The sequence below is a fragment of the Brevundimonas sp. genome (assembly GCF_041919755.1).
Classification (GTDB): domain Bacteria; phylum Pseudomonadota; class Alphaproteobacteria; order Caulobacterales; family Caulobacteraceae; genus Brevundimonas.
In genome coordinates this window covers 226,065-246,391 of the sequence record NZ_JAYRTD010000003.1, presented here as the reverse complement: position 1 = coordinate 246,391, position 20,327 = coordinate 226,065, and the positions used below count along the sequence as shown (strand labels likewise).

The 20,327-nt window shown below is 67.9% G+C and carries 17 protein-coding genes; 14 read left to right on the top strand and 3 right to left on the bottom strand.

The genetic code is table 11. From position 1 onward, the window contains the following. Positions 1-14: 14 nt before the first annotated feature. The 4 genes from murU to trxA all read left to right on the top strand — a co-directional run bounded on the left by murU (position 15) and on the right by trxA (position 7,669). On the top strand, positions 15-710 hold the full coding sequence (murU, locus tag ACE3TH_RS06185; protein WP_374598567.1) for an N-acetylmuramate alpha-1-phosphate uridylyltransferase MurU: 696 nt from the start codon (positions 15-17) through the stop codon (positions 708-710). Further along, positions 707-3,778: a double-strand break repair protein AddB gene (addB, locus tag ACE3TH_RS06180; RefSeq protein ID WP_374598373.1), complete on the top strand. Its 3,072-nt coding sequence runs from the start codon at positions 707-709 to the stop codon at positions 3,776-3,778. Before murU ends, addB begins: the two co-directional genes overlap by 4 nt. Continuing rightward, positions 3,775-7,221, top strand: coding sequence for a double-strand break repair helicase AddA (gene addA / locus ACE3TH_RS06175; RefSeq protein WP_374598371.1), 3,447 nt, complete (start codon positions 3,775-3,777; stop codon positions 7,219-7,221). The genes addB and addA overlap by 4 nt, the downstream gene beginning before the upstream one ends. Before the next feature lie 109 nt (positions 7,222-7,330). Beyond that, positions 7,331-7,669, top strand: coding sequence for a thioredoxin (trxA, locus tag ACE3TH_RS06170; protein ID WP_374598369.1), 339 nt, complete (start codon positions 7,331-7,333; stop codon positions 7,667-7,669). Here the strand turns inward: trxA and recQ are convergent. Then, positions 7,666-9,543 (bottom strand): DNA helicase RecQ, encoded by a 1,878-nt coding sequence (gene recQ, locus ACE3TH_RS06165; RefSeq protein WP_374598565.1) that lies wholly within the window; start codon positions 9,541-9,543, stop codon positions 7,666-7,668. The genes trxA and recQ overlap by 4 nt on opposite strands. Before the next feature lie 73 nt (positions 9,544-9,616). Here recQ and ACE3TH_RS06160 point away from each other — a divergent pair, with 73 nt between their 5' ends. The 10 genes from ACE3TH_RS06160 (at position 9,617) to ACE3TH_RS06115 (ending at position 18,411) form a co-directional block, all read left to right on the top strand. Continuing rightward, on the top strand, positions 9,617-10,519 hold the full coding sequence (locus ACE3TH_RS06160; RefSeq protein WP_374598368.1) for a class I SAM-dependent methyltransferase: 903 nt from the start codon (positions 9,617-9,619) through the stop codon (positions 10,517-10,519). Between the two features lie 80 nt (positions 10,520-10,599). Beyond that, the gene (locus tag ACE3TH_RS06155) at positions 10,600-11,289 is read left to right on the top strand and encodes a pseudouridine synthase (RefSeq protein WP_374598563.1); all 690 of its coding nucleotides are present in this window, start codon (positions 10,600-10,602) and stop codon (positions 11,287-11,289) included. A 52-nt stretch (positions 11,290-11,341) separates the two neighbouring features. Next, positions 11,342-12,556 (top strand): NAD(P)/FAD-dependent oxidoreductase, encoded by a 1,215-nt coding sequence (locus ACE3TH_RS06150; RefSeq protein WP_374598366.1) that lies wholly within the window; start codon positions 11,342-11,344, stop codon positions 12,554-12,556. A gap of 31 nt (positions 12,557-12,587) precedes the next feature. Beyond that, entirely contained in the window at positions 12,588-13,217 is a 630-nt protein-coding gene (locus ACE3TH_RS06145; protein WP_374598364.1) for a phosphoribosylanthranilate isomerase, read from the top strand. A 73-nt stretch (positions 13,218-13,290) separates the two neighbouring features. Next, positions 13,291-14,475, top strand: coding sequence for a tryptophan synthase subunit beta (gene trpB / locus ACE3TH_RS06140; protein ID WP_374598561.1), 1,185 nt, complete (start codon positions 13,291-13,293; stop codon positions 14,473-14,475). A 4-nt stretch (positions 14,476-14,479) separates the two neighbouring features. Further along, positions 14,480-14,932, top strand: a complete 453-nt coding sequence (locus ACE3TH_RS06135) for a hypothetical protein (protein ID WP_374598362.1) — start codon at positions 14,480-14,482, stop codon at positions 14,930-14,932. Continuing rightward, positions 14,929-15,348 (top strand): hypothetical protein, encoded by a 420-nt coding sequence (locus ACE3TH_RS06130; protein ID WP_374598360.1) that lies wholly within the window; start codon positions 14,929-14,931, stop codon positions 15,346-15,348. The genes ACE3TH_RS06135 and ACE3TH_RS06130 overlap by 4 nt, the downstream gene beginning before the upstream one ends. After that, positions 15,345-16,175 (top strand): tryptophan synthase subunit alpha, encoded by an 831-nt coding sequence (trpA, locus tag ACE3TH_RS06125; protein ID WP_374598559.1) that lies wholly within the window; start codon positions 15,345-15,347, stop codon positions 16,173-16,175. The genes ACE3TH_RS06130 and trpA overlap by 4 nt, the downstream gene beginning before the upstream one ends. 9 nt (positions 16,176-16,184) lie before the next feature. Further along, positions 16,185-17,114: an acetyl-CoA carboxylase, carboxyltransferase subunit beta gene (accD, locus tag ACE3TH_RS06120; RefSeq protein WP_374598358.1), complete on the top strand. Its 930-nt coding sequence runs from the start codon at positions 16,185-16,187 to the stop codon at positions 17,112-17,114. 10 nt (positions 17,115-17,124) lie between these two features. Further along, the gene (locus tag ACE3TH_RS06115) at positions 17,125-18,411 is read left to right on the top strand and encodes a folylpolyglutamate synthase/dihydrofolate synthase family protein (protein ID WP_374598356.1); all 1,287 of its coding nucleotides are present in this window, start codon (positions 17,125-17,127) and stop codon (positions 18,409-18,411) included. A 7-nt stretch (positions 18,412-18,418) separates the two neighbouring features. Here ACE3TH_RS06115 and ACE3TH_RS06110 read toward each other — a convergent pair whose 3' ends face one another. Together ACE3TH_RS06110 and zapE are read right to left on the bottom strand one after the other, a co-directional pair. After that, the gene (locus ACE3TH_RS06110) at positions 18,419-18,946 is read right to left on the bottom strand and encodes a hypothetical protein (RefSeq protein ID WP_374598354.1); all 528 of its coding nucleotides are present in this window, start codon (positions 18,944-18,946) and stop codon (positions 18,419-18,421) included. Between the two features lie 69 nt (positions 18,947-19,015). Continuing rightward, positions 19,016-20,119 (bottom strand): cell division protein ZapE, encoded by a 1,104-nt coding sequence (gene zapE, locus ACE3TH_RS06105; RefSeq protein WP_374598352.1) that lies wholly within the window; start codon positions 20,117-20,119, stop codon positions 19,016-19,018. Positions 20,120-20,327 lie beyond the last annotated feature (208 nt).

The window sequence follows — 20,327 nt, the reverse complement described above, 5'->3', positions numbered from 1 at the left end:
CCCCCAAAACCGCGATGGTGCTCGCCGCTGGTCTGGGCACCCGCATGCGTCCGCTCACGGACGACCTGCCCAAGGCTCTGGTCGAGGTCGGGGGGCGCGCCCTGGTCGACCATGTGCTGGACCGGCTGGCGAACGCGGGCGTCGAAAAGGCCATCGTCAATGTGCATTGGTTCGCCGATCGGCTGGAGGCGCATCTGGCGGCACGGCGGCGCGGGCCCGAGATCGTTATTTCCGACGAACGGGCCGAACTCCTGGAGACCGGCGGCGGTCTGAAGAAGGCCGCGCCCCTGCTGGGCGACGCGCCGGTGTTCGTGGCCAATATCGACAGCGTCTGGCTGGACCGGGGCGATGCGCTTTCCGAGCTGTCCCGGCTGTGGGATCCGAAACGTATGGATGCGGCTCTGCTGCTGGCCCGGCGCGAGGGCTCCATCGGGTTCGAGGGCGACGGGGACTTCTTTTTGGCGGACAATGGGAAGCTGACATTCAGGGGCGAGGCGGCGTCTGCGCCCTTCGCCTATATGGGCGTCCACATCTGTCGACCCGACTATGTCGCCGAGGGGCCGGAGGGGCCGTTTTCGCTGAGCGGCCTGTGGCGGAGGTCGGCGGCGGCGGGGCGACTGTACGGCTGCGTGCTGGACGGTGACTGGATGCATGTCGGCGATCCTCAGGCTCGCAACGAGGCCGAGGCCCGGCTGGCGCAGAGCGGATGAGCACGGCGTTCGATCTCTTCTCGGGGGCCATCCCCCGCTGGTACGCCATCGAGGCGCGTCGGCCGTTTCTGGACGATCTGGCGGCGGGCGTTCTGGCCTGGTTGGGCGAGCATCCGCCCGAGGCCCTGTCCGACGCCGTTATACTGCTGCCCAATCGCCGCGCGGCAAGAGCCTTTACCTCGGCCCTGACGCGTCAGGCCGAGGGTCGATCCCTGCTGTTGCCCCAAATCCGACCGCTGGGCGATCTGGAAGAGGACGAGCCGCCGTTCGCGCCCGGCGAGCTGGGCCTGGACCTGCCGCCCGCCATCGCCCCCCTGACCCGTCGGTTCGAAATGGCGCGGATGATCGCGGAGGAGTTCCGGCCCGGCCTTACGCCCCTGCGTGCGCTGGAGATGGCCGATGCGCTGGGAGGCTTTCTCGATTCCTGCCAGCTCGAAGAGGTCGAGGACATGGCGCGGGTCGCCACCCTGGTTGAGGGCGATCTGGCCGAGCACTGGCAGGCGTCGGCGGAGTTCCTGGGTCTGGCGGTCGAGGCCTGGCCCCGACGGCTGGAGGCCATGGGTCTGGTCGACCCGGCCTGGCGGCGGGCAAAGCTGCTGCGTCTACTGGCCACGACCTGGACCGAGCGCCCACCGCAGCAGCCCGTCATCGCCGCCGGTTCGACCGGCTCCGCGCCGGCCGCCGCCGATGTTCTCGCCGCTGTCGCCGCCTCGCCGCAAGGGTGCGTGGTTCTGCCCGGACTGGATTTCGATCTGGATGCCCGCGTCTGGGAAGGCCTGGGGATGAGCGAGCAGCATCCGCAGAACGCCCTGTGGCGACTGCTGAACCGGGCCGGAGTCGCGCGCGATCAGGTCCGACCCTGGTTTCAGCCGCCCGAGCCAGCTGAGGCCGCATCGCGTGGCCGTGCCCGCCAGCGCCTGCTCAACGAGGCCCTGCGCCCGGCCCAGGCCACCGCCGACTGGCGCGATACGATCCGCGATCTTCGCGCCCGTGCCGCCAGCGTCCGCTCCGTCGACCCCATCGCCGAGGGACTGGAAGGCCTGTCCGTCGTCACGGTTCGGGCCGAGGAAGATGCCGCCGCCGCCATCGCCCTTATGATGCGCGAGACTCTGGAAGCGCCCGGCAAGACCTGTGCCCTGGTCACGCCCGATCTGGCCCTGGGCCGGCGGGTCGAGGCGCGGCTGGAGCGATGGGGGATCACAGCGGACAGTTCGTCCGGCCAGCCGCTGTCGCGCATGGCGGCGGGGCGGCTGGTTGATCTTGCGGCCCGGTTCATGGCCGAGCCTCTGGATCCCCATGTGTTGCTGGGCCTGTTGAAGCATGCAGTGGTCCGGATCGATCTGCATGAAGCCGATTATGAGCAGGCGGTGTCGGCGCTGGAGCGTCATGCCCTGCGTGGTCCTCGCCGCCGTGACTGGGCTGGGGCCCGGCGCGCCCTGCTGAAGGCTACGCAGCCACGCGACGACGGTCAGCCGCCGTCGGATCGGACAAGCGCCGATGTCGCAATTGCCGGACAACTTCTGGATCGACTGGAATCATTGTCGGACAGGGCGCGGTCCCCTCTGTTACCGAACGCGTCTCTGGACGAGGCGGCGCGCGGCCTGACCCGCCTGATCGAGAGCCTGGCCGGAGCACAGGTCTGGGCTGGACCGGATGGAGAGGCGGCGGCCGCCCTGCTGTCCAGTCTGATCCAGGGTGGCGCGGCCCTGCCGCCGGTGACGCCGGCCGAGATGGCCGATCTGGTGTCGACGCTTTTGACCGAACAGACGGTGCGGACGGGCGGGGCCAACCAGCCGCGTCTGCGCATTCTGGGGGCCATCGAGGCCCGGCTGGTGCGGGCCGACCGAATGATCCTGGCCGGGCTGGAAGAGGGCGTCTGGCCCAATGCCGCCCCGTCCGACCCCTTTCTGTCGCGGCCGATGCGTCAGAGCCTGAGCCTGCCGCCGCCCGAACGACGTCTGGGCCAGACCGCCCAGGATTTCGTCCAGGCGGCCTGCGCCGACGATGCCATCCTGGTCCATTCCGAGCGGCGCGGGGGCCAGCCGGCAGTCAAGTCGCGCTGGCTATGGCGGCTCGAGATGCTGACGCGCGGGGCAAACACCAAAGACACCCCTCTCAGCCTGCGCCAGCCATCGGTGCGGCTCGAGCAAGCCCGCGCCCTGGACGCCCCGGCCCGCGCCACGCCGGACTATGCCCGCCGCCCCGCGCCCCGCCCGCCGGTCGAGCGGCGTCCGCGACAGCTGCCGGTCACAGGCGTCGAGCGCTGGGTGCGCGATCCCTACGCGGTCTATGCCCGCTATGTGCTGAATCTGCGTCAGCTTGATCGGCCCGGTCAGTCGGCTGAGGCCATCGCTCGCGGCCAGGCGGTACACAAGGCGGTCGAACGGCTGACCCTGAGCTGGCCCGACGTCCTGCCCGATGATTGCGAGGGCGAGATTTCCAGACTGCTGCATGAAGAGCTGACCCATCACGGCTTCGAGGACGCGGCCATGGCGCGCGAGGCCCCGCTGGCGCGCAATGCGGCCCGATGGCTGGCCGGGTTCGAGATGCGCAGGCGGGCGCGCGGCATCGACATCCGCGTGGAGGAGACGCTGTCCCTGACGTTCGAGGCCCCAGCCGGGCCCTTCATCCTGACCGCCAAGGCCGACCGGATCGAGCTGTCGGGGTCGGGCGCGGCGGTGATGGATTTCAAGACGGGACAAATCCCTTCTGCCAAACAATTGAAGACCGGCTTTTCGCCCCAGCTGACCCTGACCGGCGCCATTCTGGCCGAGGCCGGATCGAAGACCTCCGGCCCCGTCCAGCCCGAGGAACTGACCTATGTCCGCGTCGTCGGCCGCAAGGTGCCGGGGGAGGCGAAGACCCTGGCCGAAGGGGCGGAGGCGGCGCATCTGTCCGATGCGGCGCTGGCCGGGCTGAAGGCGCGGGTGGCGCGGTTCGACAGCGAGCGGACGCCCTATCTGAGCTGGGTCGCGCCGCAGTTCATGGGCAATTTCGGCGGCAACTACGACCATCTGGCCCGCGTCTGGGAATGGCATGTCGTGGGCGGCGAGGAGGGTGAGACATGAGCGTCAACCCGTCTTCCGCCCGCATCCTGCCCGACCCCTATCAGATCGCGGCGGCGGACCCGCGCCAGTCGGTCTTCGTCACCGCCAATGCGGGGTCGGGCAAGACCTCGACCCTGGTGGATCGCGTGGCGCGGCTGCTGCTGCAGGAGGTCCAGCCCGGCGAGATTCTGTGCGTCACCTATACCAAGGCCGCCGCCGCCGAGATGCAGGCCCGGCTGTTCGATCGGCTGGGGGCCTGGGCGGTCATGGATGATCGGGCGTTGGCCCGTTCGCTGGCTGATCTGGACGGGCGGGACGCCGAGACGTTAGCGGATCAGGATCTGTCCAAGGCGCGGCAGCTGTTCGCCAAGGCCCTGGACACGCCGGGCGGACTGAAGATCCAGACCCTGCATGCCTTTTGCGAAAAGCTGCTGCGCCGGTTTCCAATCGAGGCGGGCATCACGCCGGGCTTCACCGTGCTGGAAGATCAGGCCGCGACGGCCCTGTCGCACGGCGCGCGCGAGGACCTGGCGCGGGAAGCCCTGAAGGACGAGGACGGCGTGATCGGCCGGGCCTACGCCCATTTCGCGGTCGAGCTCAGCTGGCCCGATTTCGAAGCTTTGCTGGCCCGGATCGAGCAGGATCGCGTCCGCCTGATCGACTACACGCGCCGCGTGGTGGAGGGGCTGGCTCCAGGTCCTCACGCCCTCGTCGGAGCCGATCCCGAAAGAGATGTCGCGTCGATCCAGGACGACTTCATGCGCTGGCTGGACCGATCCGAATGGCTGGCCGTCGCCGAACAGATGGCGACCGGCGGTGCGGATGACCAAAAGTGCGCCGATCGGATGCGGAGCGCGGACTGGACTTTTCCGGCGGTAGCCGGGGTCTTTCTGACCGAAGGCAAAGCTAGGTCCCGGATCGCGACCAGCAAAGCACCGCCTGATGCCAAGGCTTGGCTGACGGCTATGCAAGACAAGGTGGTCTCGGCACTGGGACAGGTGCGCAAGGCGCGCGCCGCCGAGGACACCGTCCACGTCCTGACCCTGGCCCAGGCGCACGGCGCGCTCTACGACCAGGCCAAGGAGACGAAGGGCGCGCTCGATTTTGGTGACCTGGTCGCACGCACCGTCGAGCTGCTGACGGTCCGGTCCAGCGCCGCCTGGGTGTTGTACAAGCTGGACGGCGGCATCGAACACGTCCTGATCGACGAGGCCCAGGACACGGCCCCAGAGCAGTGGGACATCCTGCGCGCCCTGACCGAAGGTTTCTTTGCGGGCGAGGGATCGCAGCGGTTCGGGGCGGGGCATGTGGACCGGACCGTCTTCGCCGTCGGCGACGAGAAACAGTCGATCTACTCTTTCCAGGGTGCCCGGCCCGAGCGATTGCGACAGGAGGCGCAGCGGTACGACAGTATGGTGCGCGGAGCAGGACAGGCGTTTCAGGGTGTCGAACTGGCCACGTCGTTCCGATCCACGCCCGAGGTTCTGGCCTTCGTCGATGCGGTGTTCGAGGGGCCGGAGCGGACCACTGCGCTGGTCGGGCAGGAGATCGCGGCCATTCCGCCGCACAAGGCGATGCGGACGGCCGATCACGGCTGCATCGACTTGTGGCCGCTCTATATCGACGAAAAGCCGCCCGAGCGGGACGCCTGGGATGATCCGGTCGATCAGGAGCCGGTCCAGAGCGCGCGCAAGCGGATGGCCGGCGACCTGGCCCGCGAGATCAAGCGCCAAGTCGAGACCGGCGTGGCGGTTCAGGACAAGGGCAGGCGCGAGCTTCGCCGCTGTGGCTACGGCGACTTTCTGGTGCTGGTCCGCCGCCGCGATGCGACCTTCGAGGAGATCATCCGCGCCCTGAAATCCGCAGGGGTTCCGGTGGCGGGGGCGGACCGGCTGAAGCTGTCGTCGCACATCGTCTTCGACGACCTGATCGCTATGGCAAGGGTCGTCCTTTATCCTGACGATGACCTCAGCCTGGCGGGCATCCTGCGCAGTCCCTTCTGCGACGTAGATGAGGCGGGGCTTTATGCCTTGGCCGGGGCCGATCCCAAGCGGCGCAGGCTGTGGCGCGAACTGCAGGCGCGGGCGGACGAGCGTCCGGAGTGGCGGCGGGCACGCGACCTCCTGGCCTTTGCGATCGAGACGCGGGATCGCGATCCCTTCGCCTTCTTTTCGGCCATGCTGAACCGGGTGGACGACACCGGCGTCTCGGGCCGGGCGCGTTTCCTGACCCGGCTGGGGCGCGAGGCGGAGGAGGCGATCGACGAAACGCTGAACCAGGTTCTGGCCGCCGAACAGCGCGGCGCGACCGATCTGGAAACCTGCCTGGCCATGCTGGAGGCGGCTGACGTCGAGGTGAAGCGCGAGCTGGAGGGGGCGCGGGGCGAGGTGCGGGTCATGACGGTGCATGGGGCCAAGGGGCTGGAGGCCCCGATCGTCATCCTGCCGGACACCACGGCGCGGGCCAAAGCGCAGGGGCCGACCTTGATGGCGGTGGAACAACCGGACGGCACCGAGGCCTGGCTGATGTGCCCCGGCTCGGAAAAGGAAGACTGCGAGGCGTCGGGCGAGGCGCGTCAGGCGCGTCAGGACCGGGTCGATGCCGAGACCCTGCGCCTGCTCTATGTGGCGCTCACGCGGGCACGAGACCGGATCGTGATCCTGGGACGCGGCAGCGGCAAGTCGAAGCTCGGCTATGACGAGGGCAGCTGGTGGGCGGTCCTGACCGAGACCTTCGAGCGGCTGGGTGCACAGGTGCGCGACATCGGCGACGGGCGGCAGCGGTTCGGCGTCGATCCGGACGTTCTTGCGGCGGGTGTCGGCGCTGTCGCTGCCAGGATCGAGGTCCCGGCCTGGGCGCGCGCGACACCAGCACCCGACACCGCCGCCCGCTTTGCGTCGCCTTCGACGATGGAGGGTGCCGTTCGTATCGCTGCGCCGTCGCCTCTAGCGGAATCAGGTGCGTTGCTGGGCCGGTTCCGCCGGGGTGACCTGATCCACCGCCTGCTGGAGAGGCTGCCGGATATCGCGCCTGGCGGCCGGCCGGAAGCGGCGTCGCGCATGCTGTCGCGTGAACGGGACATCCACGAGGCTCAACGACAGGAGATGATCGAGGCCGCTTTCGGCGTTCTCGACGACCCTCGCTTCGCGCCCGTGTTCGGGCAGGGATCGCGCGCCGAGGTGGCTCTGACCGGCATCGTGGAGGGCATACCTATCTCGGGACGCATGGATCGGCTGGTGATCGAGCCGAACCGCATTCTGGTCGTCGATTTCAAGAGCAACCGACCTGCGCCGGACCGGATTGAGGACGCCGACCCGGCCTATGTGCTTCAAGCCGCGCTGTATGTCTCTATCCTGAGACAGCTTTATCCGGATCGCCCGGTCGAAGCTGCGCTGGTCTGGACCGATGGGCCCAGGCTGATGCCGGTGCCCGATACCTTGCTGGCTGCCGCACTGTCGCACTAGGTCCGAAAGGCGCGTTGACCGGAGCGGCCCGCATCCCCACATTCCCGCCAACGGCCCGACTCAGGGCTCTGCAATCAGCCCGCCCAGCGGGCCAGAAGGATCGTTTCTCATGGCCACCGTCAAAGTCACCGACGACAGCTTCGACGCTGACGTTCTGAAGTCCAGCACGCCTGTGCTGGTCGATTTCTGGGCCGAGTGGTGCGGCCCCTGCAAGCAAATCGGCCCGGCCCTGGAGCAGATCGCCGACGAACTGTCCGGCCAGGTGACCATCGCCAAGGTCAACATCGACGACTCTCCCATGATCCCGTCTAAACTGGGCGTGAAGGGCATCCCGACCCTGATGCTGTTCAAGGACGGTCAGATGACCTCGATGAAGGTCGGTGCCATGCCCAAGGGCAAGATCGTCGAATGGCTGGCCGAGGCCGGCATCGGTCCATCTGCCGCCTAGAGGCTTTCGGCCGTCCGGGCGAGCTGATCCACTACGGCTGATCCATAGCGTTCGATCTTGGACTGACCGACGCCGGCGATACTGGCGAGCACGGCGAGATCGCGAGGCTGTCGGATCGCGATTTCCAGCAAGGTCTTGTCCTGGAAGATGACATAGGGGGGCACGCGCTGTTCGGCGGCGCGGTCGCGGCGCCAGGCGCGCAAGGCCTCGAAGCGGGCGCGGACATCGGCGTCCATGGTCTCCAGCGCGGCGTTGCGGCCGGTGCGGGTGCGCTCGCGCGGAGACGTTGAGGCACGGGCCGGTGCCTTGCGGACCTCCACGATCCGCTCGCCGCGATAGACCGCACGCACGGCCTCCGGGTCGCCCAGCCGGATCAGGGGTTTGCCCTCGTTGGGATCCTCGACCAGCAGGCCGTCGAACATCAGGTGATCGACCACGTCACGCCAGGTGTGGGTGGCGGTGTCTGCCCCGATGCCCCAGGTCGACAGCGCCGTCTCCCAGCTCTGGACGTCCCGCGTCTTGCCCAGCAGGTGATCGATGATGCGGGTCTTGCCGAACCGCTCGCCCAGGCGCTGGACTGCCGCCAGGGCCTTCTGGGCCAGTACCGTGGCATCGAACACGGCGGGCGGATCGAGGCACAGGTCGCAGACGCCGCAGACTCGCGCGTCCGTCTCTCCGAAATAGCGGCGCACGGCCTGGGAGCGACAGGTCGCGCCATCCAGCATGGCATAGAGGCGGCGTGCCCTCGACGCCTGCACCGCCTTGACCTCCTCGGCCATCGGCCGACCGTCCAGTCGCTTCAGCGTCCAGGCGATGTCGGAGGGACCGTAGAGCGTGATGCCCTCGGCCGGTTCGCCGTCGCGGCCCGCGCGCCCGATCTCCTGCCAATAGGCCTCGAGCGACCCGGGCGGATCGGCGTGGATGACGAAGCGGACATCGGCCTTGTCCACCCCCATGCCGAAAGCGATGGTGGCGACCATGACTGCCCCGTCCTCGGCCAGAAAGCGGGCCAAGAGGCGGTCGCGCTGACGGGCATCCATGCCCGCATGATAGGCGATGGCATTGACGCCGGCGTCGCGCAGGGCCCCGGCCACCCGCTCGCAGCCGTCGCGGCTGCCGCAATAGACGACGCCGGACTTGCCCCGCCGCTGGCGGACCAGTTCGATCACATGGCCGTCGGCCCTGGCGCGCGAGCCGTTCTCCTTGCGCTCGGCGGACAGTTGCAGGTTGGGGCGGGCGAAGCTGTCGACCAGCACCCGGGCCCCGTCCAGCCGCAGGGAGGCGACGATGTCCTCGCGCGTGCGGGCATCGGCGGTGGCGGTCACGGCGATGCGCGGCACATCCGGAAACAGGTCAGCCAGCCGCCCAAGGCCACGATAGTCGGGCCGGAAGTCATGTCCCCACTGCGAGACACAGTGGGCCTCGTCGATTGCGATCAGCGACAGCGGCAGATCGCGGAGCCGATCGATCAGATGCGGCTGCGCCAGTCCCTCGGGTGAGACATAGAGCAGGTCCAGCTGACCCGCCCGCGCCTGACGCCAGATTTCCGACCGGTCGTCCATCGAGACGCCCGAATCCAGCCGCGCCGCGGCCACGCCCTGCTGTTTCAGCGCCTCGACCTGATCCGTCATCAGGGCGATCAGGGGCGAGACGACCAGCCCCAGACCGGGGCGCAGCATGGCCGGGATTTGATAGCAGACGGACTTGCCCCCGCCGGTCGGCAATACCGCCAGCACATTCCGGCCAGCCAGAATCTCCGCAACGACCTCTGACTGCAGTCCACGAAAATCGGCATGTCCCCAGACCCGCTCCAGGGTCGCGCGGGCGTCGCCAAGGGTAGGCAGGGGGGCGTTACGGACTGAGTCGGCCAGCATCGGGGCCTTGTGCCGGATTTGTTCCGGGCTCGCCAGCTTCGCCTCTGGCCTGAAAGCGGATAAGGAGGCCAAGATGACCATCACCCTCCTCTATGGCCGGCCGCCCGCTGTCTTCGATCCGCCCGGTAGCGCGACCCAGGTCTCACCCCTGATCCCCGGTTCGGCTTCGCTGGAAGACGTCGCGCCAGGCTCGGTCGACGACATCATGATTTACGCCCCGCCCGGCGTGCTGGAGCGGCGCTATGCCCTGGCCCTGGCGCTGCGGGCGCTGAAGCCCGGTGGGCGGCTGGACGTCATGGCGGCCAAGGACAAGGGCGGTTCGCGCCTGAAGAAGGAGCTGGAGGCGCTGGGCGTCACCGTCGGAGAGACCGCCAAGGCTCACCATCGCCGCTGTGCCGTCACCGCGCCCGAGACGGCGACAGGTCTGGATGAAGCCATTGCGGCAGGCGCTCCGCGCCTGGTCGAGGGGCTGGACGCCTGGTCACAGCCGGGCGTCTTCGCCTGGGACCGGATCGATGCCGGATCGCTGTTGTTGGCCCGGTACCTGCCGCCGATGAAGGGGCGCGGGGCGGACCTGGGCTGTGGCTACGGGGCATTGAGCATTGTCGTGCTGAAGTCAGACGCCGTGACGAGCCTGCACATGCTCGATCTGGACCGGCGCGCAGTCGAGGCATCGCGGCGCAATGTCGAGGACGCCCGCGTCACCATCGACTGGGCCGACGTTCGCACGCTGGACGCCGCGGGCGATCTGGACTTCGTGGTCATGAACCCGCCCTTCCACGACGGCGGGGCTGAGGATCGCCGCCTGGGTCAGGCCTTCATCCGCAAGGCCGCCGAGATGCTGGGCAAGGGCGGCGTCCTGTGGTGCGTCGCCAACCGGCACCTGCCCTATGAGGCCGAGCTGAATGCCGCCTTCAAGCGCGTACGCATGGTCGCCGATGCGGGCGGCTACAAACTGTTCGAGGCAGTGAAGTGACCCTGCCTTCAACTAGCTCGACGGGCGATAGGGCAAACGAGAAAGTCCCAACAAGCCGAGTGGACAAGCTGTTGGGCTCGATGGGGTATGGCTCGCGCACAGAGATGGCGCGGCTGGGTCGGGCGGGCGGCATCATGCTGGACGGGGTCGAGCTGACCGATGTGTCCAGGCGCATCAGCGTCACGCCCGATCTGCCGAGCCGGATGCAGGTGGACGGCCGTCCGCTGGACCCGCCCGCCGGGCTGGTCATGATGCTGCACAAGCCGCTGGGCATGACCTGTTCGCGCAAGGAGGACGGGGCGCTGGTCTATGACGTCCTGCCCGACCGCTGGCGTAGGCGCGACCCGGCCATCTCGACCATCGGGCGGCTGGACAAGCAGACGACGGGCCTCTTGCTGCTGACCGACGACGGCGACCTGCTGCATCGGGTGATTTCGCCCAGACGCCATGTGGCCAAGGTCTACCGCGCCACCCTGGCCCGACCGCTGGTGGGCACCGAACAGGCGATGTTCGAGGCGGGCGGTCTGGTGCTGGAGGGCGAGGACAAGCCCCTGTCGCCTGCCGCTCTGGAGGTGCTGTCGCCGACCGAGGCGCGGCTGACGGTGACGGAAGGGCGCTATCACATGGTGCGCCGCATGTTCGCGGCGGTCGGCAATCATGTCGAAGCCCTGCACCGCGAGCGGATCGGGGGGCTGAGCCTGCCGGGCGACCTGGAACCCGGCCAGTGGCGGCTGATGACGCCGGACGAGACTGCGCTGATTTTCGCCTGACGGAACCGCAAGGCTCGTTGCCGCTTTAGCCTGCGCCCTGGAGACGACCAACATGAGCGGCGCGACAAACAAGCGGGATTTGCGGACCAGCCGACCGCTCTGGGCGGACAGCCCGGGCCTGGGGGTACCCGTGCATCCCTTGAAGGAGGCTATCTCCGTCGATGTCGCCATCGTCGGGGCCGGCGTCACCGGGGCCTTCATGGCACGCGAACTGAGCCGGGATCATTCCGTGGCGGTGCTGGATCGTCGTCCACCGCTGACGGGGTCGACCCTGGCGTCGACCGCCATGCTGCAGTGGGAAATCGACCTGCCGCTGACCGCCCTGACCGAAAAGATCGGGGCGGAGAAGGCGCGACGGGCCTATCTGCGGTCGTTCGATGCGGTTCAGGCGCTGAAGCGGATCGTCGCCGAAGAGCGGATCGTCTGCGGCCTGAAGGAACAGTCGTCGCTCTATCTGGCCGGCGACACCTATGGGCATCGCGCGCTGGAGGCCGAGGCCGAGGCCCGCGCCGCCATCGGTCTGGACAGCACCTATGTCGGGCCCGCCGAACTGCGCGACAGGTTCGGCATCGATCGTACCGGGGCCATATTCAACACGGGCTCGGCCAGTGCCGATCCGGGACGTCTGGCCGCCGGCCTGCTGCGCCGGGCCGAGGCCAACGGGGCCAGGGTCTATTCTCCGGTCGAAGTCATGAAGGCGGTGAGCGATCCGGATGGAGTTACCCTGCTGACCGACGCCGGCCACGCGGTGCGGGCGAAACATCTGATCTTCTGCTGCGGCTACGAGTTCCCCGAGGGCGTGCCGACGCCGGGCGCGAGGATCATTTCCTCTTGGGCCCTGGCCTCCAAGCCGCGCGCGACCTGTCCCCGGTGGCTGAAGGACACCCTCGTCTGGGAAGCGTCCGACCCCTATCTTTATTTCCGCATGGGCGGTGACGGTCGGCTGATCGTCGGCGGCGAGGACGAGGAATCGCCCGACGCCCATGAGGACCAGGCCAAGCGGAAGCGCAAGCGCGACACGATCGCCGCCAAGCTGAAAGGCATTCTTCCCGACCTGGAGTTCGAGGTGGACTACAGCTGGGCTGCCGCCTTCGGCGAGAGCAGCGACAGCCTGCCCTCGATCGCCCCTGTTCCGGACATGGACCACAGCTGGGCCGTCATGGGCCTGGGGGGCAACGGCATCACCTATTCGGTGATCGCCAGCCAAATCGTCGCGGCGGCGATCCGCGGCAAGACCGATCCGGATGCGGACCTCTACGCCCCTTGACCACCGCCGACGGGGAGCGCACCTGCCACTCATGACTGACGTCAAGATCTGCGGCCTGACGACGCCCGACACCCTGGATGCCGCGCTGGACCATGGCGCAGCCTTCGTGGGGGCGGTCGTGTTTCCAAAAAGCCCGCGCCACATCGACCCGCTGCATGCCGCGACCCTGTTCGAGCGGGCGCGCGGACGAGCGAAGATCGTGGCTGTGACGGTTGGCGCTGACCACGCCTTGCTGACCGAGATAGCCCTGATCCTGAAACCGGACCTGATCCAGCTGCATGGGCGAGAGACCCCTGAACAGGCAGAGCAGGCGCGCAGTCTGACCGGAGCCGGGATCATCAAGGCCCTGCCTATCTCGGTGCCCGCCGATCTTGAGGTCGCCGATCTCTGGGACAATGTGGCCGACCATCTGATGTTCGACGCCCGCCCGCCTGAGGGCTCGACGCTGCCCGGCGGCATGGGCGCGCGGTTCGACTGGTCCATGATGCAAGGGCGCACCTATCTCCGCCCCTGGTTCCTCGCCGGCGGACTGAACCCCGAGAATGCGGCCCGGGCTGCGGCGATCAGTGGCGCACCGATGCTGGACGTGTCCTCTGGCGTCGAAAGCGCCCCCGGTGTTAAGGACGCAGCCCGGATCGCGGCGTTCCTTCAGGCTGTGTGACGGAGACCGCATTTCCGCCTTCGCTGCCTGCGAGATCACGCCTGTGAACGCCATCATCCCCAACCAGTACGCCATGCCCGACACCGAGGGCCGGTTCGGCCCCTATGGCGGTCGGTTCGTCGCCGAGACCCTGATGCCGCTCGTGCACGAGCTGACGGCGGCCTATGAGGCGGCCAAGGCGGATCCCTCGTTCCAAGCCGAGCTGGATGGCTTCCTGACCGACTATGTCGGTCGGCCCAGCCCGCTTTATCTGGCCGAGCGACTGACCGACCATTTCGAAGGCGCGAACATCTGGTTCAAGCGCGATGAGTTGAACCACACCGGCGCGCACAAGGTGAACAACTGCATGGGCCAGATCCTTCTGGCCATGCGGATGGGCAAGACACGGATCATCGCCGAAACCGGGGCCGGTCAGCACGGCGTGGCTACCGCCACCGTCTGCGCCCGGTTCGGCCTGAAATGCGTCGTCTACATGGGCGCGACCGATGTCGAGCGTCAGTCGCCCAACGTCTTTCGCATGAAGCTGCTGGGGGCCGAGGTGGTGCCGGTGACCTCGGGCCGTGGCACGCTGAAGGACGCGATGAACGAGGCGATGCGCGACTGGGTCACCAATGTCGAGGACACCTATTATCTGATCGGCACGGCGGCTGGCCCGCACCCCTATCCGGCCATGGTCCGCGACTTCCAGAGCGTGATTGGCAAGGAGACGCGCGCCGCCATGCTGGCCCGCAAGGGCAAGTTGCCGGATGCCTGCGTCGCGGCCATCGGCGGGGGCTCCAATGCCATCGGCCTTTTCCACCCCTTCATCGACGATGCCGGGGTGCGGCTGATCGGGGTCGAGGCCGCCGGCCGCGGGCTGGACGGGCCTGACCATGCGGCCTCGCTACAGGGCGGTCGACCCGGCGTTCTGCACGGCAACCGCACCTATCTGCTTCAGGACGAAGACGGCCAGATCCTTGAGGGCCATTCGATCTCCGCCGGACTGGACTATCCCGGCATCGGGCCGGAGCATGCCTGGCTGAAGGACATGGGCCGCGCCGAATACCGCGCCGCCACCGACGCCGAGGCGCTGGACGCGTTCCAGCTGTGCGCCAAGCTGGAGGGGATAATCCCGGCTCTTGAGCCCAGCCACGCCCTGGCCCGCATCGGCGAGATCGCCAGCGAGATTGGCAAGGGCGGCGATGTGGTGCTCAACATGTGCGGACGGGGCGACAAGGATATCTTTGCCGTAGCGGCCCATCTGGGCGTGGAGATTTGAGCGCATGAGTATTTTGGCAATCGTCGCGATTTCAGCCAGCCTGTTTTCAGTGGCTCCCTCGCAGGCCGCTCAGGCTGCCGAAAACACCACGCGCCCGGCACTGAATGTGGAGCTTCCAAATGTTGCCGGGACGACGGTCGATCCCACGTGCGGTGGCTTGGCTGAGCTGGCACGCATCGCCTTCTGTGTTGCATCGACGCAGGCAGGGATGCAGGCCGTGGCCGATGCCTATACGAGCGACTTTGCGCAACAGGGGTGGCTGGTCGGCGCTGGCGACGAGAATCTGATTGTCTACGTGCGCCGTCGCGATGGCGGTGGATGCGACGCATTTCAAATGAGAGCCTTCACCGACGAGAGCCGTGTTCCCGCGCCCGGCGCTCCGGCCTATTTGGCCTTCGCAACTATTCCGGGCGACATCTGCTCGACCGCACCAGCTGAAAGCGCTCCCGCACAATGAGCTTCATCGCCGCTGCTCTCGCCCTGGCCCTAACCTCGCAAAACCCATCCGCCACCACCCTGCCCTTCGTACCAGGGACAACGCCCGCTCCCGACTGTGGCGGCATGCGTGACGTCATCAGCCGGGGAAATCAGGCGATGCAGTGCATCACTTTTCCGATGGAAGAAGCCGCCACCCAGTTCAATGCGCAGCTACAGCAGGTCCGCTCGGCCGGCTGGATTCCGGCGGGGGGACAGGCCAACATCATCCTCTTTCAAAAGGCGAACGCCGCAGCAAGCTGCGACCGGTTGACTGTGGCCGGCTTCTGGGATTTTCGGCAACATCCCCAGCCTGCGCCAGGCATCCCCGCTTACATCGGATTGATGGTCGAACCCGATCAGCCATGTCAGACTTCGAACGGTTCGGTCGCGCCATGACCACAGCCCGTATCGACGCCCGCTTCGCCGCGCTGAAGGCCGAAGGCCGCGCCGGTTTCGTCGCCTATGTCATGGCGGGAGACCCCACACGCGATCAGGCACTGGAGATCCTGTGCGGCCTTCCTGCCGCCGGGGCCGACATCATCGAACTGGGCTTTCCGTTCAGCGATCCGATGGCCGAAGGTCCGCCGATCCAGCGCGCCGCACTGCGCGGGCTTCAGGCCGGGCTGACGCTGAAGGGCACTCTCGACCTCGCCGCCGCTTTTCGGCAGGGCGACGCGCATACACCCCTGATCCTGATGGGTTATCTCAACCCGATCGAGTCCTACGGCTATGAGGCCTTCGCGCGCGACGCGGCCGCCAGTGGTGTGGATGGGGTGATCGTCGTGGACTGCCCGCCGGAGGAAGCTGCGCCTCTGACGGATGCACTGGACGAGGCCCAGGTGTCCCTGATCCGCCTCGCCACGCCGACCTCGGACGATGCGCGACTGAAGATCATCGCCGAGCGGACATCAGGCTTCGTCTATTATGTCTCGGTCGCGGGTGTGACGGGCGTCAAGGAGGCCCAGGCCCTGTCGGTTGCCCCGGCCGTCGAGCGGGTGCGCAAGGCCTCGGGCTTGCCCGTCGCCGTCGGCTTTGGCGTCAAGACGCCCGAGCGGGCCGCCGAGATCGCCCGCGTCGCCGATGCTGTCGTGGCCGGCTCGGTTCTGGTCGACGAGGTCGCCGCCGCCCTGGACGCGAACGAACCTGCTGCCCCGCGCGTTCTGGCCAAGGTCCGCCAGCTGGCCGATGCGGTCAGGGATGCGCGGACGCCGGAAACCGTCTAAAGCCGCGCCATGATCGACAAGACCAAACCCGCCGCCCCCGTCGCAAAACCCGAGGCCGTCAAGCCTGCCGAAAAGCGTGGCGGCTGGCTGTCGCGCTTTGCTCCCGGCGTGCGCAAGATCGTCAACCGTCGCGATGCGACGCCCGACAACCTTTGGGTCAAGGATCCGGACAGCGGCGAGATGCTGTATCGCCCGGATCTGGAAGCGAGCCTGTGGGTCACGCCGTCGGGTCGTCATATGCGGATCGACGCCCCGACGCGCCTGGCCGCCACCTTCGATGAGGGCAAGTATCAGTCAATCGACACGCCCGACGTGCCCGAGGATCCGCTGAAGTTCTCGGACGGCAAACCCTACAAGGACCGTCTGGCCGCGGCCCGCAAGGCCGCGGGCCGCAAGGACACCATGGCCATCGGCTTCGGCAAGCTGGCCGGGACGCCCGCCGTGGTCATCGTCCAGGACTTCACCTTCATGGGCGGCTCGCTGGGCATGGCCGCGGGCGAGGCCTTCATCAAGGCGGCACAGGAGGCTGTCAGCCGCGGCGTGCCGCTGGTCTGCTATACCGCCGCCGGCGGCGCCCGCATGCAGGAGGGCGCGCTCAGCCTGATGCAGATGGCGCGCACGACCCTGGCCATTCAGGAGCTGAAGGCGGCAAAACTGCCCTTCGTCGTCGTCCTGACCGACCCGACCACCGGGGGCGTGACCGCCAGCTATGCCATGCTGGGTGACGTTCATCTGGCCGAGCCGGGGGCCCTGATCGGCTTTGCCGGACCACGCGTGATCGAGGCGACCATCCGCGAGAAACTGCCGCCGGGTTTCCAGCGCGCCGAATACCTTCAGGAAAAAGGCATGGTCGACAAGGTCGTGACCCGCGCCGACCTGCCGGCCACCCTGGGACGCATTCTGTCGATGCTGATGGACGGCCAGCGTCGCGCGGCCTGATCCCGCGTCGATGGACCCGATTTCCGAAAGGCTCCGCGCCCGTCATCCCCAGCGGATCGACCTGTCTCTGGACCGGATGCGCCTGCTCTGCGCCACCCTGGGCGATCCGCAGGACCGGTTGCCGCCGGTCATTCACGTGGCCGGGACCAACGGCAAGGGCTCGACCGTCGCCTTCATCCGCGCCATCGCCGAGGCCGCCGGGCTGACGGTCCACACCTATACCTCGCCGCATCTGGTGCGGTTCAACGAGCGCATCCGGCTGGCGGGGCGGCTGATCGAGGATGCGCCGCTGAACGCCATCCTGGACCGGATCGAGCGCGTCACTTCGCTTTCTGGAGGCGAAGCCACCGTCTTCGAAAGCACCACCGCCGCCGCCTTTCTGGCCATGAGCGAGACGCCCGCCGACCTGGCTATCGTCGAGGTCGGCCTGGGCGGAGTGCTGGATGCGACCAACGTCATCGCGCGCCCGCTGCTCAGCGTCATCACCCCCGTCGATCTGGACCATGCCGAGTTCCTGGGCACCTCCCTGCGCGGCATTGCTGTAGAAAAGGCGGGCATCCTCAAGCCCGGCGCGCGCGGCCTGATCGGTCGTCAGTCCGAAGACGCGATGGACGCCATCACCGTGGCCGCCGAGGCGGTGCACTGCCCGCTCACTGTCATGGCCACGGACTTCGACGCCTTCGCCGAGCGGGGCGGTATGGCCTATCAGGATCAGGAGCGGTTTCTGGACCTGCCGCTGCCTGCGCTCGTCGGTGCGCATCAGATCGATAATGCCGGGCTGGCTGTCGCCGTGGCGCTTGAGCTGGACCTGCCGGAGGACGCCATCGTCGAGGGCCTGACCGCCGTACGCTGGCCCGCACGGATGCAGCGTCTCACGACAGGCACCTATGGCGAGATGGCGCGTGCGGCGGATGCCGAACTGTGGCTGGACGGCGGGCACAACCCCCATGCCGCTCGCGCCTTGGCCGAGGCCCTGGCTCAGCGACAGGCGAAAGCGCCTCGCCCTCTGGCCCTGATCGTCGGCATGTTGGGCAACAAGGATGCGGGCGGCTTCTTTGACGCCTTTAGCGACAGCGCTGCCCACGTCTTCACCGTACCCTTCGACGGCGCAGCAGCAGAGCCCGAAGCGCTCGCAGCGGTGGCACGTGGTCACGGCCTGGGGGCCACGCCTATGACCTCGGTTCAGGAGGCCCTGTCGCGGGCCCTCGCCCTCGGGGCCGGGCGTGTCGTTATCTGCGGCTCGTTGTATCTCGCAGGCGAGGTGCTGGGGGCCAGCCGCGAGACGTGGCCCAACTGACTGGCGGTTACGGCTGCGCCGGAGCCACCGTCTCGCCCGTCAGCATACGAGCAAATCCACGCAGTTGCTGGAGCCAGATGACCGTCGGCTCCTGAAGCTGCTCCGGGCCGGTTTGGGTCAGAAGGACGTCGTACTGTAGGACGATGCTGGGGTTGCCGCCGGACGCCGGGGCCGGAGAGAAGGCGGCTTTCAGATAGCGGCTTTGCAGGTTCCACTGATTGGCCTGTTCGATGGTCAGGGGGCCGGTGAAGACGGCGCTGAACTGCAGATCATCGCACAGGGTCGAACAGGCATAGAAGGTCAGGTTCCAGGGCAGGGGCTCGTCGGCCACGCGCAGGATTTGGGCGCCGGTCACCGCTTCCGGCTCACCCACCGATCCGCCCAAGCCCGTTAGCCAGGCTCGGGCGTCGGCCACCGTGACGCCGACGGCGGGGGCCGGTGCCGCTGCGGGCGTCTGTGTTGGTGTCTGGGCCAGCGACGCAGTCGGCAGAGCGGCACTCAGGGCCAGGGCGGCGATCAGGGCGGGCAGGCGCATAGGCGAGGTCTCTCAGACTGTCTGACCATGCAGTTGCACCGCAGGGTCCAGCGGAATTAAGGCCGAAGCCTAGACCGACCGCTCGCGTGTCATCCAGTCGGCCGCCTGCATTTCGTTCAGGCGCGACGCGGTACGCTCGAACTCGAATGCTCCCACGCCCTCGGGATAAAGCGCTTCGGGCGCGGCGGCGGCCAGAGTGACGAGCCGCGTCCCGGCTTCGTACAGGGCATCGATCAGGGTCACCAGGCGACGCGCCTCCTGCTGATTAGCCGGCGTCAGCAAGGGCACATCCTCCAGGAACAGGGTATGGAAGCGCGCGGCTATGGCCAGATAGTCCTGCGGGCCCAGCGGTCTGCCGCATAGTTCGGCGAAGGTGGCGCGGGCTATGCTGCCGGCGGTACGCGTAACGACCACGTCGCGGCCCAAGACGGTCAGGTGCGCGGGCTCCTCAGGCTCGCCGCCGCGCAGGTCACTCCACAGGTCCTCGAACCCCTGTCGCGCCGCTTCGTCCATGGGCGAAAACCAGACCTTGCCACCAGTCAGCCGATGCAGGCGCCAGTCGCGGTCGCCGGTCAGGGACACGACCTCGCACCGCGCCTCGATCTGTTCGATGAAGGGCACGAACAGCTGGCGGTTAATGCCATTCAGATACAGCTGGTCCGGCGCGCGATTGGAGGTGACGGCCAGGACCACTTTCTTCTCGAACAGAGCCTCGAACAGCCGTCCCAGGATCATGGCATCCGCGATGTCGGTGACCTGCAGCTCGTCAAAGCATAGCAGCCTTGCCTCCGACGCGATCAGGGCGGCGATCGGTGGAATGGGGTCGTCCCCCTTGTGCGTGCCGAAGACGGCCTTGCGGGTCTTCGCATCCCCCTCGCGCCACTGACGGACCAGATCGTGGATGCGGGCCATGAAGGCGTGGAAGTGGGCCCGCAGCTTTTTCGGCTCGGGCGTCGAGGTGACGAACAGATCCATCAGCATGGACTTGCCCCGCCCCGGCGGACCCCAGATGTAGAGCCCCCGCACCTCGGGCAGGCCGCCGAACAGACCGCGCCGGGCCAAATCCTCCTCCAGCCGCTCCATCGCCGCGATCAGCGGAGCCTGGGCCGGATCGGGCGCGATGACCCCTTCCTCGATGCGGATGTCATAGGCGGAGCGGATGCGCGACGTCATGGCCCTCGCTTAACGGCGTCTAGCAACAGGGGGAAGCCGGACCCGCCGCATAGGGGGCCAAATGCCACTTAGCCGTGAACTTGACCGTTCATCCGCCAAAAACCGTTGCTTCGCGTCCCGGAAGGCCTACATGCAGGAACCTCCCGCACTACCCCCAAAGCCCTCAAGCAGCGAGCCGCCGCGCGGCGAGCGATAGGGCGTCCGAAGG

Excerpts from the sequence above, each read along its gene's own strand:
- murU (WP_374598567.1), top strand. The coding sequence starts at position 15 with ATGGTGCTCGCCGCTGGTCTGGGCACCCGCATGCGTCCGCTCACGGAC.
- addB (WP_374598373.1), top strand. The coding sequence starts at position 707 with ATGAGCACGGCGTTCGATCTCTTCTCGGGGGCCATCCCCCGCTGGTAC.
- addA (WP_374598371.1), top strand. The coding sequence starts at position 3,775 with ATGAGCGTCAACCCGTCTTCCGCCCGCATCCTGCCCGACCCCTATCAG.
- trxA (WP_374598369.1), top strand. The coding sequence starts at position 7,331 with ATGGCCACCGTCAAAGTCACCGACGACAGCTTCGACGCTGACGTTCTG.
- recQ (WP_374598565.1), bottom strand. The coding sequence starts at position 9,543 with ATGCTGGCCGACTCAGTCCGTAACGCCCCCCTGCCTACCCTTGGCGAC.
- ACE3TH_RS06160 (WP_374598368.1), top strand. The coding sequence starts at position 9,617 with ATGACCATCACCCTCCTCTATGGCCGGCCGCCCGCTGTCTTCGATCCG.
- ACE3TH_RS06155 (WP_374598563.1), top strand. The coding sequence starts at position 10,600 with ATGGGGTATGGCTCGCGCACAGAGATGGCGCGGCTGGGTCGGGCGGGC.
- ACE3TH_RS06150 (WP_374598366.1), top strand. The coding sequence starts at position 11,342 with ATGAGCGGCGCGACAAACAAGCGGGATTTGCGGACCAGCCGACCGCTC.
- ACE3TH_RS06145 (WP_374598364.1), top strand. The coding sequence starts at position 12,588 with ATGACTGACGTCAAGATCTGCGGCCTGACGACGCCCGACACCCTGGAT.
- trpB (WP_374598561.1), top strand. The coding sequence starts at position 13,291 with ATGCCCGACACCGAGGGCCGGTTCGGCCCCTATGGCGGTCGGTTCGTC.
- ACE3TH_RS06135 (WP_374598362.1), top strand. The coding sequence starts at position 14,480 with ATGAGTATTTTGGCAATCGTCGCGATTTCAGCCAGCCTGTTTTCAGTG.
- ACE3TH_RS06130 (WP_374598360.1), top strand. The coding sequence starts at position 14,929 with ATGAGCTTCATCGCCGCTGCTCTCGCCCTGGCCCTAACCTCGCAAAAC.
- trpA (WP_374598559.1), top strand. The coding sequence starts at position 15,345 with ATGACCACAGCCCGTATCGACGCCCGCTTCGCCGCGCTGAAGGCCGAA.
- accD (WP_374598358.1), top strand. The coding sequence starts at position 16,185 with ATGATCGACAAGACCAAACCCGCCGCCCCCGTCGCAAAACCCGAGGCC.
- ACE3TH_RS06115 (WP_374598356.1), top strand. The coding sequence starts at position 17,125 with ATGGACCCGATTTCCGAAAGGCTCCGCGCCCGTCATCCCCAGCGGATC.
- ACE3TH_RS06110 (WP_374598354.1), bottom strand. The coding sequence starts at position 18,946 with ATGCGCCTGCCCGCCCTGATCGCCGCCCTGGCCCTGAGTGCCGCTCTG.
- zapE (WP_374598352.1), bottom strand. The coding sequence starts at position 20,119 with ATGACGTCGCGCATCCGCTCCGCCTATGACATCCGCATCGAGGAAGGG.